The 15486-nt window shown below is 45.2% G+C and carries 14 protein-coding genes; 11 read left to right on the top strand and 3 right to left on the bottom strand.

Going from position 1 to position 15486, the window contains the following annotated elements:
* Window positions 1-7: 7 nt before the first annotated feature.
* Window positions 8-535, bottom strand: a complete 528-nt coding sequence (locus tag IRJ18_RS11370; RefSeq protein WP_194106321.1) for a GNAT family N-acetyltransferase — start codon at window positions 533-535, stop codon at window positions 8-10.
* 599 nt (window positions 536-1134) lie between these two features.
* Here IRJ18_RS11370 and guaA point away from each other — a divergent pair.
* The 4 genes from guaA (at window position 1135) to IRJ18_RS11350 (ending at window position 6497) form a co-directional block, all read left to right on the top strand.
* Window positions 1135-2664: a glutamine-hydrolyzing GMP synthase gene (guaA, locus tag IRJ18_RS11365; RefSeq protein WP_194106320.1), complete on the top strand. Its 1530-nt coding sequence runs from the start codon at window positions 1135-1137 to the stop codon at window positions 2662-2664.
* Window positions 2621-3922, top strand: a complete 1302-nt coding sequence (locus IRJ18_RS11360; protein WP_194106319.1) for an ABC transporter substrate-binding protein — start codon at window positions 2621-2623, stop codon at window positions 3920-3922. Before guaA ends, IRJ18_RS11360 begins: the two co-directional genes overlap by 44 nt.
* A complete protein-coding gene (locus tag IRJ18_RS11355; RefSeq protein ID WP_194106318.1) occupies window positions 3919-5079 on the top strand; it encodes an RsmB/NOP family class I SAM-dependent RNA methyltransferase in 1161 nt (386 codons plus the stop codon). Before IRJ18_RS11360 ends, IRJ18_RS11355 begins: the two co-directional genes overlap by 4 nt.
* Window positions 5080-5738: 659 nt before the next feature.
* Complete coding sequence (locus IRJ18_RS11350) at window positions 5739-6497, top strand: COG4705 family protein (protein WP_194106317.1); 759 nt, start codon at window positions 5739-5741, stop codon at window positions 6495-6497.
* Between the two features lie 38 nt (window positions 6498-6535).
* On the opposite strand, the gene IRJ18_RS11345 is transcribed toward IRJ18_RS11350, so the two are convergent.
* Window positions 6536-8446, bottom strand: a complete 1911-nt coding sequence (locus tag IRJ18_RS11345) for a gliding motility-associated C-terminal domain-containing protein (protein WP_194106316.1) — start codon at window positions 8444-8446, stop codon at window positions 6536-6538.
* Between the two features lie 135 nt (window positions 8447-8581).
* Here IRJ18_RS11345 and mgrA point away from each other — a divergent pair, with 135 nt between their 5' ends.
* From mgrA to IRJ18_RS11330, 3 genes are read left to right on the top strand one after another with little or no spacing between them, the layout of a single operon-like run.
* Window positions 8582-9571: an L-glyceraldehyde 3-phosphate reductase gene (mgrA, locus tag IRJ18_RS11340; protein ID WP_194106315.1), complete on the top strand. Its 990-nt coding sequence runs from the start codon at window positions 8582-8584 to the stop codon at window positions 9569-9571.
* Between the two features lie 2 nt (window positions 9572-9573).
* Window positions 9574-10551 carry a Gfo/Idh/MocA family protein gene (locus IRJ18_RS11335; RefSeq protein ID WP_194106314.1) on the top strand — a complete coding sequence of 326 codons (978 nt, stop codon included), beginning with the start codon at window positions 9574-9576 and terminating at the stop codon, window positions 10549-10551.
* Window positions 10552-10595: 44 nt separating this feature from the next.
* Complete coding sequence (locus tag IRJ18_RS11330) at window positions 10596-11108, top strand: DUF2911 domain-containing protein (RefSeq protein ID WP_194106313.1); 513 nt, start codon at window positions 10596-10598, stop codon at window positions 11106-11108.
* Between the two features lie 156 nt (window positions 11109-11264).
* Here IRJ18_RS11330 and IRJ18_RS21220 read toward each other — a convergent pair whose 3' ends face one another.
* The gene (locus tag IRJ18_RS21220; protein ID WP_194106710.1) at window positions 11265-11909 is read right to left on the bottom strand and encodes a CatB-related O-acetyltransferase; all 645 of its coding nucleotides are present in this window, start codon (window positions 11907-11909) and stop codon (window positions 11265-11267) included.
* A gap of 73 nt (window positions 11910-11982) precedes the next feature.
* On the opposite strand from IRJ18_RS21220, the gene IRJ18_RS11320 reads away from it, so the two are divergent.
* From IRJ18_RS11320 to IRJ18_RS11305, 4 genes are all read left to right on the top strand, one after another.
* Window positions 11983-12855: a nucleoside phosphorylase gene (locus IRJ18_RS11320; protein WP_194106312.1), complete on the top strand. Its 873-nt coding sequence runs from the start codon at window positions 11983-11985 to the stop codon at window positions 12853-12855.
* Window positions 12856-12898: 43 nt separating this feature from the next.
* Entirely contained in the window at window positions 12899-13990 is a 1092-nt protein-coding gene (locus IRJ18_RS11315; protein WP_194106311.1) for an AI-2E family transporter, read from the top strand.
* A gap of 72 nt (window positions 13991-14062) precedes the next feature.
* A complete protein-coding gene (locus IRJ18_RS11310) occupies window positions 14063-14845 on the top strand; it encodes a hypothetical protein (protein WP_194106310.1) in 783 nt (260 codons plus the stop codon).
* 85 nt (window positions 14846-14930) lie between these two features.
* On the top strand, window positions 14931-15407 hold the full coding sequence (locus IRJ18_RS11305; protein ID WP_194106309.1) for a hypothetical protein: 477 nt from the start codon (window positions 14931-14933) through the stop codon (window positions 15405-15407).
* Window positions 15408-15486: the final 79 nt, after the last annotated feature.

Here is a 15486-nt window from a genome sequence, read left to right as displayed (position 1 = left end):
ACGAAGCTTACACCGCCTTCCGCATCTTCACAATCCCCAGCGTTTCGCCGTCAGGCATGGGAACGTCGACACGTTCGACAACGTTATAGCCCATCGCTTCATATAACGGTACGCCCGGCAGGGTAGCGCCTAATTCAAAAGTTTTAAAGCCTGCGTTTTGGGCGGCCTGTTCGCAATGGTTTATTAACTGCCGGCCTATACCACGGCGCGCATAATCAGGATGTACAAAAAAAGCGCGGATGCGGGCGGCGTCTATAGCCGGGTTAAGCAGCGGGTCTTCCTGCTCTTTATATTGATTACCGCCGTAAAGCGTATTGCGTTTACTCCAGCCGCCGCAGGCTGCAATGGTATCGTCAAGCTCCAGCAGGTAATAAGTGCCATCGGCTATAAGCTGACTATCCACCCCAAAAACATATTCAATCGCGCTTTCAATTTGCCGGGGCGTGTAATACCCCGCGCTTAACCCGCGAACGGATAAAGCGATCAGGTCTTGTAGTTCGGGAATATCTTCAAATGTAGCCAGGCGGAAGTGCATAGTGGGTGTAAAATAGGAATTTTTCTGATAATGCTACGGGTTTCTCTGTTGGGAAAAGTCATTGCTTTTTTTAGGATAGTCTGCTCATAGCCGCAGGGGCCTAGATACTTTTGGCTTAAGCCCAAAAGTATCCAAAAACCAAGGCGAAAAAAAAGCTTCAGCCCGCCCTGCGTTTCAAATTTATCCACGGAGTGGATTTGAAACGGCATTCCCGCCAGCGCCGGCCCGCTTTTTTCGCCAGGCCAACGCTCTTTTGAGCCTCACCCTGCCCTCTCCATAGGAGAGGATTTAGGTGAGGCGCTGACGTGATAAACCCTTAATAACCGTCCTAAACCCGGCATCGGAATCGCCGGTTGCTACTGCACCTGCGCAAGCACAGACCCACGAACAGGTGATTGCGCCAGCCGGGAGTTTTCTTTTTGGTTCTTTTTCTTTTGCGGAAAAAGAAAAAGAACATCCACTGACGCTCATTAACTGATTTACCAGGCCTAATGAAATGCTAACGTAGACATTGCTTCGTTTCTGGCAATGACGAGACAGCGGAATCTGAAATTGAAATTCCGCATTCCGAAATTCAAAGCTAATGCCTATCTTCGCCCATGCAAGAAAAAATCCTCATTCTTGACTTCGGCTCTCAGTTCACCCAGCTTATCGCACGCCGTGTCAGGGAACTAAACATCTACTGCGAAATACATCCATTTAACAATCCGCCTGCCATTGATGATAGCGTAAAAGGCGTTATCCTTTCGGGTAGCCCATATTCGGTTAGGCAGGAAGATGCACTGCATTACGATTATAAGAATGTACATGGCAAGCTGCCTTTATTGGGCGTTTGTTATGGCGCGCAATACATGGCTCATTTTGGCGGCGGCGAGGTAATGGCCTCAAGCACACGCGAATACGGTCGTGCCAATTTAGATTATATTAAAAAAGATAACCCGCTGTTCAAACTCATCCCTGAAAATTCGCAGGTATGGATGTCGCATGCGGATACCATAGCCCGGATAGCGGATGATTATGAAGTGATTGCCAGTACCGAGACGGTAAAAGTAGCGGCCTATCAAATTAAAGGAACGCAAACCTACGGCATACAGTTCCACCCCGAGGTTACACACAGTATTGACGGCAAGCAATTGCTGCAAAACTTTTTGGTTGATATTTGCGGCTGCCACCAGGACTGGACGCCCGACAGCTTTGTAGAAACCACCATTGCCGCCCTGAAAGAAAAACTGGGCGATGATAAAGTAGTATTAGGCCTCTCAGGCGGGGTCGATTCATCGGTAGCGGCGGTATTGCTGCACCACGCTATCGGCAAAAATCTATATTGCATTTTTGTTGATAATGGCCTGCTGCGTAAAAACGAGTTCGAGTCGGTCTTGGAATCGTACAAACACATGGGCCTGAACGTTAAAGGGGTTGATGCCAAACAACGGTTTTACGATGCCTTAAGCGGACTATCTGATCCTGAGAAAAAACGTAAGGCCATCGGTCGCGTGTTTATTGAGGTGTTTGATGACGAGGCGCACCAGGTACAGGATGTGAAATGGCTGGGCCAGGGCACTATTTACCCGGATGTGATCGAGTCTGTTTCGGTGAAAGGGCCATCGGCTACCATTAAATCGCACCATAACGTGGGTGGCTTGCCCGATTTTATGAAACTGAAAGTGGTTGAGCCGCTGAACACCCTGTTTAAAGACGAAGTACGCCGCGTAGGTAAAGCCCTGCAAATAGATGATAATATTTTAGGCCGTCACCCATTCCCGGGCCCCGGACTGGCTATCAGGATATTAGGCGAGATCACCCCCGAGAAAGTAGCGATATTACAGGAGGCAGATGCAATTTATATCAACAATTTGCGTAGTGCCGGTGTTTATGATAAAGTTTGGCAGGCAGGCGCTATCTATTTGCCTGTACAAAGCGTAGGCGTAATGGGCGATGAGCGCACTTACGAGAATGTAGTTTGCCTGCGTGCAGTGGAATCGTTAGACGGAATGACCGCCGACTGGTGCCACCTGCCGTACGATTTGCTGGCCAAGATCAGTAACGAGATCATTAACAACGTTAAGGGAATAAACAGGGTAGTATATGACATTAGTTCAAAACCGCCTGCAACCATTGAGTGGGAATAAGCGGTTAATATTTGTAGCCATAACCGTGCTGCTGGCAGCGTGTTCGCCAAAAGTGCGCCCGGTGGCTACACCTGTAAAGCCCGCTGATACACCCGCAGTTGTTGTTAAAAAACCGGTGGAAGCTAAACGCTTACCGCCGCCTGTGCCGGTCATTTCGTTATTGCTGCCGTTCCACTTAAACGAACTTGATTTGAGTCGCGGCGCTTCGCGTGATGGGCTGGCAAAAGCTAATCTGGCCATGGAATATTACCAGGGTTTTAAACTCGGGCTCGATTCGTTGACCGTCGCGGGCGAAAGTTTTAAACTGCAGGTTTTTGATACTAACGATGCTGCCGCGCAAGCCCATAACCTGGCGCTTAATACCAAAGTGCGCACCAGTAATGTAATAGTAGGCCCGGTTTACCCCGAAGAGGTAAAAAGCTTTACGCTGGCTTCGCCAAGTTTAAAGCGTATCATCGTATCGCCGCTATCGCCATCCACCCCAACAGATTATAAAAACCCCAATTTGGTTACCATGGTGCCGCCATTGCAATATCATTGCTGGCACGTGGCGGCTTATATAAACAACCAGCTGAAGGCGAAAAAGGTGTTCATCCTTAAATCCGGGTACACCGAAGATAATAAATACATTATCCCGTTTAAAAAGGCGATAGACAGTCTTGGTAAAAAACGGATAAAGGTGGTGGAACTAACCGTGGTGCGTGGAAATTTAAGCGCCCTGTTGCCCCAGTTATCTACCACGGGGGATAATGTATTCGTTATCCCTGCTACCAACCAGCAGTTTTTACAGGTAACGCTGCACTCGCTTGATCTGCTGCAGAAACAACATTACCCGGTAACCATATTTGGGCACCCTAACTGGGAAGATGCCGATTACCTGAAACTCGAACTGCTGGAACGCCTGCATACCTACATTACAGCCGCCGATAAGGTGAATTATAAATCGCCGCGGGTGATGAAATTTTTAAAGGCCTACCGCAAAGCCTACCGCGCCGAACCGGGAGAATATGCGATAAAGGGTTTTGATGAGGCCATGTATTTTGGCGATATAGCCAGCAAGTTATCTAAGGGACGATATTTTAGCAATAATCTGGATGTGGCCCTTAATTTTATGACGGCCAATACGGTTTTGGGTTACCAGGATTTTGAAGGCTTACATAATACTTTTCACTTTGTGGCTTTGCCGGGCGTTGGCTATGTAAACACCCATGTAACGCTGTATAAATACACCAACTTCGATTTAAAACCTGTGGAATGAAAGCTCTGAACCAGCTTAAAACTTTTCAGCGTATATTGGATGAATATCCGGCCGATACGCCGCTGGGTAAGTTCCTGCCGGGCTTCTACAGGCAAAATAAGCAAATGGGTTCAACCGACAGGCGGGTTGCCGGCAGGTTGGTTTATAACTATTTCCGTTTGGGTAAGGCCCTGGCCGATCTGCCTGCCGATGAGCGTTTGGTTGTTGCCGAGTTTTTATGCAATGCGCAGGTAAACTCGTTCCTGCAGCATTTTAGGCCCGAATGGGCTTTATGCGCGGAAATGCCGATAGATAAGAAGCTGCAAATGGTGAAGGATGTTTACCCCGGCTTTAAACTGGAAGATGTTTTTCCCTGGGCCGACCGGTTATCGCCGGGAATAGATAAGCAAGCTTTCCTGAAATCGTATTTTACCCAGCCTGATCTGTTTATCCGCGTACGCAAGGGTTTTGAAACGCAGGTAAAAGCCGAGTTGAACAGGGCGGGGGTGAATTTTAAAGATGAAGGCAATAACTGCATCAGTATGCCCAACGGCATACGCCTGGAAACCATTTTCCCGGCCCAGCACTGGTTTGAGGTGCAGGACTATTCATCGCAGCAAACGGCTAATTTTTTTAAGCCTGCTAAGTGGGAAAGCTGGTGGGATGCCTGCGCGGCATCGGGCGGTAAATCACTGCTGCTGCACGAACAGGAACCTAACCTGAAGCTGGTGGTATCCGATATCCGTGAATCAGTACTGGCCAACCTGGACGAGCGCTTTCAGCGCTCGGGCCTGCATAAGTACCAGAAAAAAATTATTGACCTTACCCAAAACGTCGACCCCGAACTGCACGATTATGCCTTTGACGGTATTATCCTGGATGCGCCCTGCAGTGGCTCGGGCACCTGGGGGCGTACCCCCGAAATGATCAGTCAGTTTAGCCACCCGCGTATCGATTTTTTTAACGGCCTGCAAAAAGCCATTGTAAGCAACGTGGTAAAATATCTGAAGCCAGGCAAACCGCTCATTTACATTACCTGCTCGGTTTTTAAAGCCGAGAACGAAGATGTGGTAGATTACATAGTTAATGAACTTGGCCTTAAAGTAGAAGAGCAAACCGTACTTAAAGGCTACGGCCGTAAAGCCGATACCATGTTTGCCGCGCGGCTGTTGAAATAACTATCGGCACGTCATAGTGAGCGGTAGCGAACTATCCCCGATAGGAAGAGCAGTCACGCAGGTTGTTGGAGACAACTCCAACAACGGCATGAAGCACGACTGGTGAAAGCGTAATATTTAATCTATTATACGTCATGCCGAACTTGTTTCGGCATCCCATATGCTTGTTAATGCAAATGTCCACTCAGCAAGTGAGATCCTGAAACAAGTTCAGGATGACGGGAAGATTATTGCCATTGTTGGTGTTGTCACCAACAATTTCTAAAGCCCCCCGCGCAGGTTGTTGGAGACAACTCCAACAACGGCACCAACAAACATTCGGAAGATTAGAAGGCGTGAGATTGTGTGATTCCCTCTGGGTGGTAAGCTCACAAAAAGGCATATTGGTCAATTTACCAATCGTTCCGATGGAACGTTACAATTTCTTCTTTTTTCTACCCACCAAACATCCCTAAGGGGATGAAAAATAAGAACCGTGCCATTAGGAACGATTGGTTGGTAGAAATGTAAGCCAGTATTTATTACGTTCCATCGGAACGTTTAGTTTAATCTCCGGATAATGTATTGTCACCAACAATTCCTAATAGCTCCGCCCGGGTTGTGGGAGACAAACCAACCACAGCCTGAGAACAAAATAACGCGCAAATTGTAGCATCAGAATGGAAAGTAAAGCAACGGTGTTAAACAAAGTGGCCAGGATCACCTTGTATTTCTGGATAATGAAGGTGCTATCTACCACATTAGGTGAAATTTTAGGCGATTTTTTGTCCATGAGTTTAAACCTGGGATATGTGATTGGCCTGGTAATTACTGTCGTGTTGTTTTTAGTTGTGCTAGCATTTCAATTAAAAGCCGCTAAGTATTATCCGCCGCTTTTTTGGCTGGTTATTGTAAGTACAACCACGCTGGGCATGGAGATTTCCGATCTAATGGACAGGACCCTTGGACTGGGCTATATAGCGGGCTCGTTGTTGTTATTCGTCTGTTTGATGCTGACTTTATTTTTATGGCATAAACAAGAAAAAGGTATCAGGGTTTACCCGGTGACCAAGCGAAGTACAGAAGCCTTTTATTGGACGGCCATACTGATCTCCAATAGCTTAGGTACCGCTTTCGGCGATTACTTAAGTGATAATATAGGACTGAGTTATTTAGCAGGCGCCGCCATAACCGCGGGCATTATTGGTATTGTTATGCTGCTACATTATTTCACCAAATTAAACGATATCCTGCTTTTCTGGATAGCCTTTGTGTTTACACGGCCGTTTGGGGCCACCTTCGGCGACTTTTTAACAAAGCCTGTAGCCGATGGAGGTTTAAACTTTAGCAGGGGCATTGCTGCTTTAATTACGGCCGGGCTACTGGTATTAGTCCTGTTGTTCTCAATGAAAAAGGATAAGGAGCTGAAAAACGCCTGATCCGGAGACAAATTCATAATGACCGTTGAAGAACAGTATTACCTTATCAAAGTAATATACCCGCTTTTGGTAAACGGCTTGCCTTCGTTATTAATGTAACTTGCCATCCAATAGTAAACGCCGACAGGCACAGGCATACCGTTGTGATTTCCATCCCAACCGTTGTGCGAATTATCGGAAGTGAACACTAATACGCCAAAACGGCTATATATCTTAAATTTAAAATCGTCGGCTTTACTGGTTTGGGTAGGGCGGAAGATATCGTTCACCCCATCATTATTAGGCGAAAAGGTATTGGGGAATGCCACTATTTCGCAGCCTTCTTTGCCAATGTTAACACTAATATTATCCAGCACGCAGCCATCGGGTTTTAAAATGGTAAAAGCATATGTGCCTTCATCCAGTTCGGTAAAGTGATGGCTGAAAGGGTAGTTAACTGAATTATAGGTTATGGTATACTGAGCGCTGTTAACAGGTAAGGCAAATGCAATATTTCCTTTAACCGTACAAACGGCATCGTGTTTGGCATAAGTAACTGTAGGGTTTATCACCTTGTAATCGGGCACGGTAGCGGGTACATCCATATTCCCGCCGCCTGCCGATGTGATATTGATGGTGTAATTGCCGGGATCGAGATCGTTAAATACGCCGGTGGTGTTGGTTGCATTGCCTAAATGATACGTATAAACATCTGTGCCGGGGCTTGTAATTACAGCAATTGAGCCTTTGTTGGGGTCGGTGCATTTTTCAGTGACCTGTATACCGTTAACGTTGATGTTGCAGGCATCCTGCGGTAATACAATATCCATATTATCTACCACGCAGCCATTTTTATTCATAATATCAAAATGGTAAGTACCGGCAGCCAGGTTGGTGAACGAATGATCGAAGCTATACAGCACGTTGTTGTATTTAATATCATATAAACTGCCCTCGGTACCTGCACCAAGCGTAATTATACCCTTATCCAAACACGCCGGGTTTTGTTTAGTGATGGTGACGGTTGGCTTGGTTAAACCAAATGCCGCTATCACCACCGGGTTATTGGCATACTGAACCGTTTGGTTGCCCAAAGTAACAGAGAGGTTATACGTTCCGGGAGATAGCCCTGAAAATATGCCGGTGCTGTTCGTAGTATTGTTTAGGGTATACTTAAAATCGCTGGTAGCATCATTACTGATGATTTGGATAGTCCCTTTTCCGTTAAAGGGGCAATCGGTAATAATCTTTACATCATCTATCTTCACATCCTGTAAAGAACCGTCCTCAACCGGGCTTCCCGCATCAAAAACCAGGTATGGCAGGTTGCCTATTGATTGCCCCATTACGTTGTTGTCCAGGTCAAGTTCGATAATATTTGTGGTGTTACCGTTAAGGGATAAAGCGTAAACTTTATTGGTAGTGCTATTTAAACTAATGGATGTTAATCCATAAATGGTGCTGCTGCTTGATATTACCAATGTGCTTGCTGATGGGTTATTCATCTGTATTTTTACAATGCCTTGCAGCGAAGCCATATATAGCTCGCCTTTATAAAAAACAAGGTCGCCGCTGGACGTATAGGGCATGGTGCCTAAATCTGTAACTATTCCTGTATTGGGGTCTAAGCGGTAAAGATCAAAACCACTTACTAAATAAAGTAAACCGTTAGCATCAACAGTGAGCGCGCTGCTGCCGACTGCTGTACCAACTAATGTGCAGTTAATAATGCTATTGCCGCTGATGGTGGCCTTATAAACACTTGAACCAATGCAATAGTACAGGGTACTTTTATATACTGCTATTGACCCTATAGCACTACTACAACTGCTAATATTTTGCTGAGAAATTACAGAACCATTAACAGTAACTTTATACAACTGGCTGTTTGAGGTGACTACATAAAAGCTTTGCCCAAACAGGCCGGTAGCCATAAAGCAAAATAAAAACAGCGTAAGTATTTTCCTCATCAATATTGCGCTAAGGTTTAGCCCCAGTAAATTTATAACTAAAAATTTCAATCCCATCAATCATTAATGTTTTTGTGACAGTGTAAATTAAAAACCTATTTTAGCCATTGAATAGCACAACCTTACAAAATATATATGATTTACCTGCCTTCTAAAGATCGATACAAAACCATGCAATACCGCCGGTGCGGTCGCAGTGGCATTAGGCTTCCGGCTATATCCCTGGGCCTGTGGCACAACTTTGGGGGCGTAGATGTGGAAGAGAACTTCCGCAGTATACTGCACCTGGCTTTTGACAGCGGCATTACCCATTTTGATTTGGCTAACAATTATGGTCCGCCCCCCGGATCGGCCGAAACTAATTTTGGTAAGATACTTAAAGAAGATCTTAGCGCTTACCGCGATGAGCTGATCATTAGCAGCAAGGCAGGCTATACCATGTGGGACGGCCCTTATGGCGACTGGGGTTCTAAAAAATACCTGGTAGCCAGTCTCGACCAAAGCTTGAAGCGTATGGGCCTGGATTACGTGGATATCTTTTACCATCACCGTCCCGACCCGGAAACCCCGCTGGAAGAAACCATGTCGGCGCTCGACCTGATCGTTCGCCAGGGGAAGGCTTTATATGTGGGCATATCCAACTACCCGGCCGACAAAGCCGCGCAGGCAATTGCCATTTTAAAAGAATTGGGTACGCCATGTTTAATTCATCAGCCCAAATATTCCATGTTCGAGCGTTGGGTGGAAGGCGGCTTGCTGGATGTGTTAGGGCAGGAAGGGGTAGGCTGTATACCGTTCTCGCCATTGGCCCAGGGCATGCTGACGGACAAATACCTGCATGGTATCCCTGATGATTCCCGCGCGGCAAAATCGACCGGGTTCCTGCAAAAATCGCAATTAACCGACCAGCGTTTAGACCAGATAAAAAAGCTAAACGCTATAGCCCAAAAGCGCGGTCAAAGTTTAGCGCAAATGGCGCTGGCCTGGCTGCTGAAGGATGAACGGGTAACATCGGTGCTGATCGGCGCCAGCAAACCAGAACAACTGGCCGACTCGCTGAAATGCCTGGACAATATCGCGTTCGGGGCAGATGAATTGACTGAAATTGAAACTATACTGAAATAATAATGGCCGGTATTAATTGGGGAATAATAGGCTGCGGCGATGTGACCGAACTGAAAAGCGGCCCCGCCTTTAACAAAATAGCGAGCAGTAAACTGGTGGCAGTAATGCGTCGTGATGCTGAAAAAGCCGCCGACTATGCCGTACGCCACAAAGTAGGCAAATGGTATAACGATGCCGGTAAATTAATGGACGATGAGGAGATTAACGCGGTGTATATTGCCACACCACCGGCCAGCCATGCCCCATATGCTATTGATGCCCTTCGGCGAGGTTTGAATGTGTATGTAGAAAAACCCGTAACCCGTACTGCCGCCGAAGCGCGTGCAATTGCCGACGCCGTAAAACAAAGCGGGGCCAAATTAACAGTGGCCCACTATCGCCGGGCGGTACCTATGTTTTTATATGTGAAAGATTTGCTGAACAGGCAGGTGATAGGGGATATCCGCACTGTGCAGATAAGGATGTGGCAAAGCAGCAGGCCTGAGTTAATTGCGGATGTAAGGCATCAATGGCGTTTAGATCCCGACCTATCGGGTGGTGGTTACTTTCATGACCTGGCACCGCACCAGTTAGATTTGATGCTATACTACTTTGGCGAGCCGCAGGCCTACCATGGCTATGCGTTAAACCAATCTCAGCAGAACAAAGCCGACGACCATGTTTGCGGGCAAATTGTATTCAAAAACAAGGTTGTGGTAAATGGCTCGTGGTGTTTTAATGTGACCGAAAAAGAAATTGTAGACAGCTGCGAAATAGTAGGCAGCAAAGGAAAAATTACCTTCCCGTTTTTTGGGAAAACAGTTAGCTGGTATAACAATACCGATAATCAGACCATTACATTTGAACACCCGCAGCATATACAACAGCCGCATATTACCAATATTGTGTCATATTTTAATGGTGGGCAGTCTAATCCCTGTTCTATTGAAGAAGCGATTGTGCTGATGGACATAATGGACGCTTTTTGCACACACAATTAAATAGAATTCTTAATATCTTAGTGGAAAATTAAAAACTACAAACAATGAAAAAACTATTTTTTCTTACATTAATTACCGGCTTTATGCTAACGGCTTTTAATGTATCAGCACAAAAGAAAGAAAGGCCAAGCCCGCCTGATACTGTTAGGGCTACTACTTCAAAAGGTGTGGATATTACCATTGCCTACAGTCAACCGGGCATAAAGGGCCGTACCCTGGGTAAAGAAATTGCCACTTATGGTAAAGAATGGCGTACCGGTGCTAACGAACAAACGGCTATTACATTCAGTAAAGATGTTACTATCGAAGGCAACAAAGTACCCGCAGGTAAATACAGCATCTGGTCGATCCCGGGCGAAAAGGAGTGGGTGATCATCATCAACAAAAACACCACCAATTGGGGTACAGACCATGATGTGGCTGCCGACTTGTGCCGTTTTACCGTTAAAACACAAAAAGCACCAAAGTTTGCCGAAAGGATGAAATTCTCGATAGCTAAATCGGGCAAAGTTTCATTTGTATGGGGCGATGCTATGGTAGCGTTTGATGTGAAGTAAGGAACATAATAATGAAAAGATAAACAAGAAAGCCGCTTAAAGCGGCTTTCTTGTTTGGGGGATTTTGTCATTGCGAGCGATAGCGTGGCAATCTCGTAGTACGCAAATCATACTACGAGATTGCCGCGTCGCTACGCTCCTCGAAGACTTTTTGCTTTATACCACTCTCTCCAGCGCATCCACATCAACGGAATTAATAATGCTGAGATGCTCGGTTATTTTATCAGCAGGCCAGTCCCACCAGGCAATGTGGAGCAGGCGGGCAATGGTGGCTTCATCAAACCGCATGCGGATAACCTTTGCCGGGTTGCCGCCAACAATAGCATAATCGGGCACATCCTTAGTCACTACCGATTTGCTGGCTATTACCGCGCCATTACCTACTTTAATGCCCGGCATCAGGGTCGATTCAAAGCCTATCCATACGTCATTGCCAATTATCGTGTCACCTTTGTGGGGGTACTTCTTCGCCAGGTTAACGCCCTCATTTATCTTTTCCCACCCGTTCTCAAATATGGCAAAGGGGAAGGTGGAAATGGGGTCTATCTGGTGGTTAGCGCCATTCATAATAAACTTGACCCCCGATGCCAGCGCGCAAAACTTACCGATGATCAGCTTATCGCCCAGCATATCAAAGTGGTACAGCACGTTATTCTCAAACGCCAACGGGTCGTCCACATCATCGTAATAAGTATAATCGCCCACCTCAATGTTTTTACGGGTAATAATGTTTTTCAGGAAGATAAGCTTGCGGTAATCCTTCATAGGGTACAGCGCTTTCGGATCGGGGCCGTAGGGCATCATCAACAGTTTTATTTTAATAAATGTACGGATTTTAAAAAACCTATATTTGATTTTATTGGTATTAAAAACTATGCAAAGAATTTCTGAAACCGACCTGATATTAAACGCCGACGGCAGCATCTATCACCTTAACCTGTTACCCGAAGACGTAGCTGATACCGTTATCACCGTTGGCGACCCCGACCGGGTAGGCGAGGTAAGCAAACATTTTGATACCATTGAACTTAAAAAAGGCAAACGCGAGTTTATTACCCATACCGGCAGCCTGGGTGGTAAACGCATCACGGTACTATCTACGGGCATAGGTACCGATAATATTGATATTGTATTTAACGAGCTGGATGCCCTGGTGAACATTGATTTTAAAACCCGCCTGGTGAACGATAAGCTGCGCAGTCTTAATATTATCCGCATTGGTACTTCGGGTGGGATACAAGCCGATATCCCGGTTGATGAATTGTTGGTATCAGCTTCGGCTTTTGGGCTGGATGCCTTAATGCATTACTACCACCAGGAATTGAACAACGAGGAACAGCAACTGCTTTCCGCATTTGAAAAAGCGCTCCCTGCCGGATACAAACTTAACCCGTATTTTGCCCCTGCGGGTAAGAACTTATTGCAAAGCTTAGCACATGATTTGCCACAGGGCATTACCATTACCGCGCCCGGTTTCTATGCCCCCCAGGGCAGGCAGGTGAGGGCCAAATCGTTAACGCCCAGCTTAATGGATAGTATACAGCAGTTTGGCCATAACGGGCAACGCATTACCAACCTGGAAATGGAGACAGCAGGCATATACGGACTGGCTAACAGCCTTGGGCACCAGGCCCTTTCTTTTAATGTAATACTGGCCAACAGGGCCAACCATGTATTCAGTACAGACCCATCCGGTGTGATGGATAAATTTATCGGGCAGATACTGCAGCGGATAGTTAAGATGTAAAAACTAATAGCCTAACTTAGCGTTAACCCCTAAATAATTAAGTATGACAAGAAAACTACTTGCTCCATTTTACGAACGCCTTTCGCTGGTACTTATCGGTATCCTGTCACTCGGGTTCCTTATAAACGCCGGTAAAGAGGTGCTTGACCCTATGATGTTTGGGTTTTTGTTTGCCATACTATTACTGCCGGTATGCAATTTTTTTGAACGCAGGTTACGTTTGCCGCGCAGCATGGCATCGTTCCTGTCCATTGTGCTGCTGATATTATTTATTACAAGTATTGTGTACCTTATAGGTTCGCAAATTGCGGTATTGAGCGAAGATTACCCCAAATTAAAACAACAGGTAATTGAAACATGTACAGACATCAGGCATTGGATAAGGGCTAAATTTCACGTATCATCAAATAAACAAATTGCTTACGTTAACAATACCGCTAATAAAATAGTAGCCGATGGTACTTCGGTACTTGGTACTACTTTCGGGGCCGTTTCATCGTTGCTGCTGTTTTATGCTTTTATAAACATATTTACCTTTTTCATTTTATTTTACCGGCGTTTATTGTTCCGGTTTCTGCTATCGGTTTTTGGCGAAAAAAATTCGGATGTGGTGTTTGATATTGTGGAGAACGTACAAAGCATTATCAGGAAATATATTATTGGCCTGCTGCTCGAAATGCTGATAGTTTCTGTTGCTGCCTGCACTATATTTTACTTTTTAGGGGTTAAATACTTTGCTTTGTTAGGGATTATAACAGGTTTGTTCAATATTATCCCTTATATCGGCATCTTTACCGCGCTGTTACTTAGCAGCTTAATCACCTTTGCCACCGGCGATGTAGGTAATACCATAATAGTGGCGGTATCTGTATTAGGTATCCATATTATCGATTCCAACTTCCTGCTGCCTATGGTGGTAGGTTCAAAGGTGAGGCTAAACGCCCTGATCACCTTTTTAGGCATTATCCTGGGCGAAATGCTTTGGGGGTTATCCGGTATGTTCCTTTCCATCCCAACCATCGCTATCCTTAAAATTGTATTCGACAGGATTGAAAGCCTGAAACCCTGGGGCTTCCTGCTGGGCGGCGAATATGAGTATAAAAAATCGGCCGAGAAGGCGATGAAAACGGAGTAGCGGACAATTTCCAAACCTAAACATTGGTTTTATGTTTAACGGGTATTGTTTACTTCTATTAATTGATTACTTATGAACAGGGTATTGCAATTATTATGCTGCATTTTATGTTCCCAAACCGTATTTAGCCAAACTAATGCTAAAGTTTTTAAAGCAACTGAATTAAAGAACCCGCAGCTTACCACCGTTGAAGCGAAAAAGAATTTCACCCGGTACGATTTCTCGCCATTATGGATAAAGACCGAAAATAAGTTTGTGTACGGGTTTATTGGCGATAATTACCAGCGTATCCGCATAAAATTTTTAAAGGTGACAAAAGATAGCGCGGGCAATTATAGGGTATATGGCAAATCGATGGTTAAAAACAAACTATTCGATTTTAAAGGGACACTAAAAATTACCCATATCCGCAAGTATAAACATATTAGCGAAGGGCTTGATAAAGAGTATAAAAGGAAAGGTATCACCGGCGAGTACACTATGCTGGGCGATTACACTTTTGTGGAACAGCTTACGCAATTACCGATAGGCACCTTCCGCGGTACATTTAAAACCGACTTTTATTTAACCAGGGACAACAAAATTCATTACGATGATATAGAACAGGTTTCTGATAGTTATACCAACAACAACTTTGTAGGCACCTGGACCAGTTATGATGGTAAAATAACTAAGACCTGTAACTGGGGCGATTATCGCGCACCCAATTCGGGCGACCTGGACACCGGCGCAGGGGAGTTTTCTCCGGCAGATAAATATTTGCCCATGGGCTGGCAAACCGTGCACGATGCTTATCAAAACGGAAGAAATTCTGCCCGGGCGCAAAAAGAAGAAAACAAGGAATGGTGGGAGTAATGGGCCGGCTTGTTTGGATTAATCGCTACCCGAAATTTTAAAACAAACATTTTGGATTGTCAAACTAAAATATTAGTTTTATGAAATGAGCGCTTTGAAATATCTTTCTGTTATTACCGGTTTGGCATTGCTTATCGGTTGCAGCCAAAAGAAAAATAATGGCATAGTAAATTTAAGCGGGTTAAAACCGGGCAAACATTTATACCGCGCCATGTTTCAAAAAGATAGTGCCGCGCTCACTCTTAACATAGCTACGGGCGGCAGGGTCACCGGCGATTTGACGATCAGATTTACGAAGGGCGGCGATACCGTTGAAATTAACAAAGGGGATATTACCGGCGAATTTAGGGGCGATACGCTATTTGCCGATTATAATTTCACCAGCGGTAAGTATAAAACCATTTACAGCAACCCCATTGCACTGCTGCACAAAGGGGATACATTGATCATGGGCTCGGGCAGAATGATGACTTACCTGGGCCGCACTTACTTTGACCCTGCAACACCTATCAACTTTAAGAAAAGTAAATTCAGGTTTATACCGATGGACGAAAAAAGATAAAGGTATAAGGTAATAAAAAACCCGGCTAATTAATTAGCCGGGTTTTTTTATATATCTGTTTACTAAATGACAGCAATAA

The sequence above is a fragment of the Mucilaginibacter boryungensis genome (assembly GCF_015221995.1).
Lineage (GTDB): Bacteria > Bacteroidota > Bacteroidia > Sphingobacteriales > Sphingobacteriaceae > Mucilaginibacter > Mucilaginibacter boryungensis.
This window is presented reverse-complemented; position numbering and strand designations above follow the sequence as displayed.

Excerpts from the sequence above, each read along its gene's own strand:
- mgrA (WP_194106315.1), top strand. The coding sequence starts at position 8,582 with ATGATTTACCTGCCTTCTAAAGATCGATACAAAACCATGCAATACCGC.
- guaA (WP_194106320.1), top strand. The coding sequence starts at position 1,135 with ATGCAAGAAAAAATCCTCATTCTTGACTTCGGCTCTCAGTTCACCCAG.
- IRJ18_RS21220 (WP_194106710.1), bottom strand. The coding sequence starts at position 11,909 with ATGCCCTACGGCCCCGATCCGAAAGCGCTGTACCCTATGAAGGATTAC.
- IRJ18_RS11315 (WP_194106311.1), top strand. The coding sequence starts at position 12,899 with ATGACAAGAAAACTACTTGCTCCATTTTACGAACGCCTTTCGCTGGTA.
- IRJ18_RS11320 (WP_194106312.1), top strand. The coding sequence starts at position 11,983 with ATGCAAAGAATTTCTGAAACCGACCTGATATTAAACGCCGACGGCAGC.
- IRJ18_RS11305 (WP_194106309.1), top strand. The coding sequence starts at position 14,931 with ATGAGCGCTTTGAAATATCTTTCTGTTATTACCGGTTTGGCATTGCTT.
- IRJ18_RS11310 (WP_194106310.1), top strand. The coding sequence starts at position 14,063 with ATGAACAGGGTATTGCAATTATTATGCTGCATTTTATGTTCCCAAACC.
- IRJ18_RS11355 (WP_194106318.1), top strand. The coding sequence starts at position 3,919 with ATGAAAGCTCTGAACCAGCTTAAAACTTTTCAGCGTATATTGGATGAA.
- IRJ18_RS11370 (WP_194106321.1), bottom strand. The coding sequence starts at position 535 with ATGCACTTCCGCCTGGCTACATTTGAAGATATTCCCGAACTACAAGAC.
- IRJ18_RS11335 (WP_194106314.1), top strand. The coding sequence starts at position 9,574 with ATGGCCGGTATTAATTGGGGAATAATAGGCTGCGGCGATGTGACCGAA.
- IRJ18_RS11345 (WP_194106316.1), bottom strand. The coding sequence starts at position 8,446 with ATGAGGAAAATACTTACGCTGTTTTTATTTTGCTTTATGGCTACCGGC.
- IRJ18_RS11330 (WP_194106313.1), top strand. The coding sequence starts at position 10,596 with ATGAAAAAACTATTTTTTCTTACATTAATTACCGGCTTTATGCTAACG.
- IRJ18_RS11350 (WP_194106317.1), top strand. The coding sequence starts at position 5,739 with ATGGAAAGTAAAGCAACGGTGTTAAACAAAGTGGCCAGGATCACCTTG.
- IRJ18_RS11360 (WP_194106319.1), top strand. The coding sequence starts at position 2,621 with ATGACATTAGTTCAAAACCGCCTGCAACCATTGAGTGGGAATAAGCGG.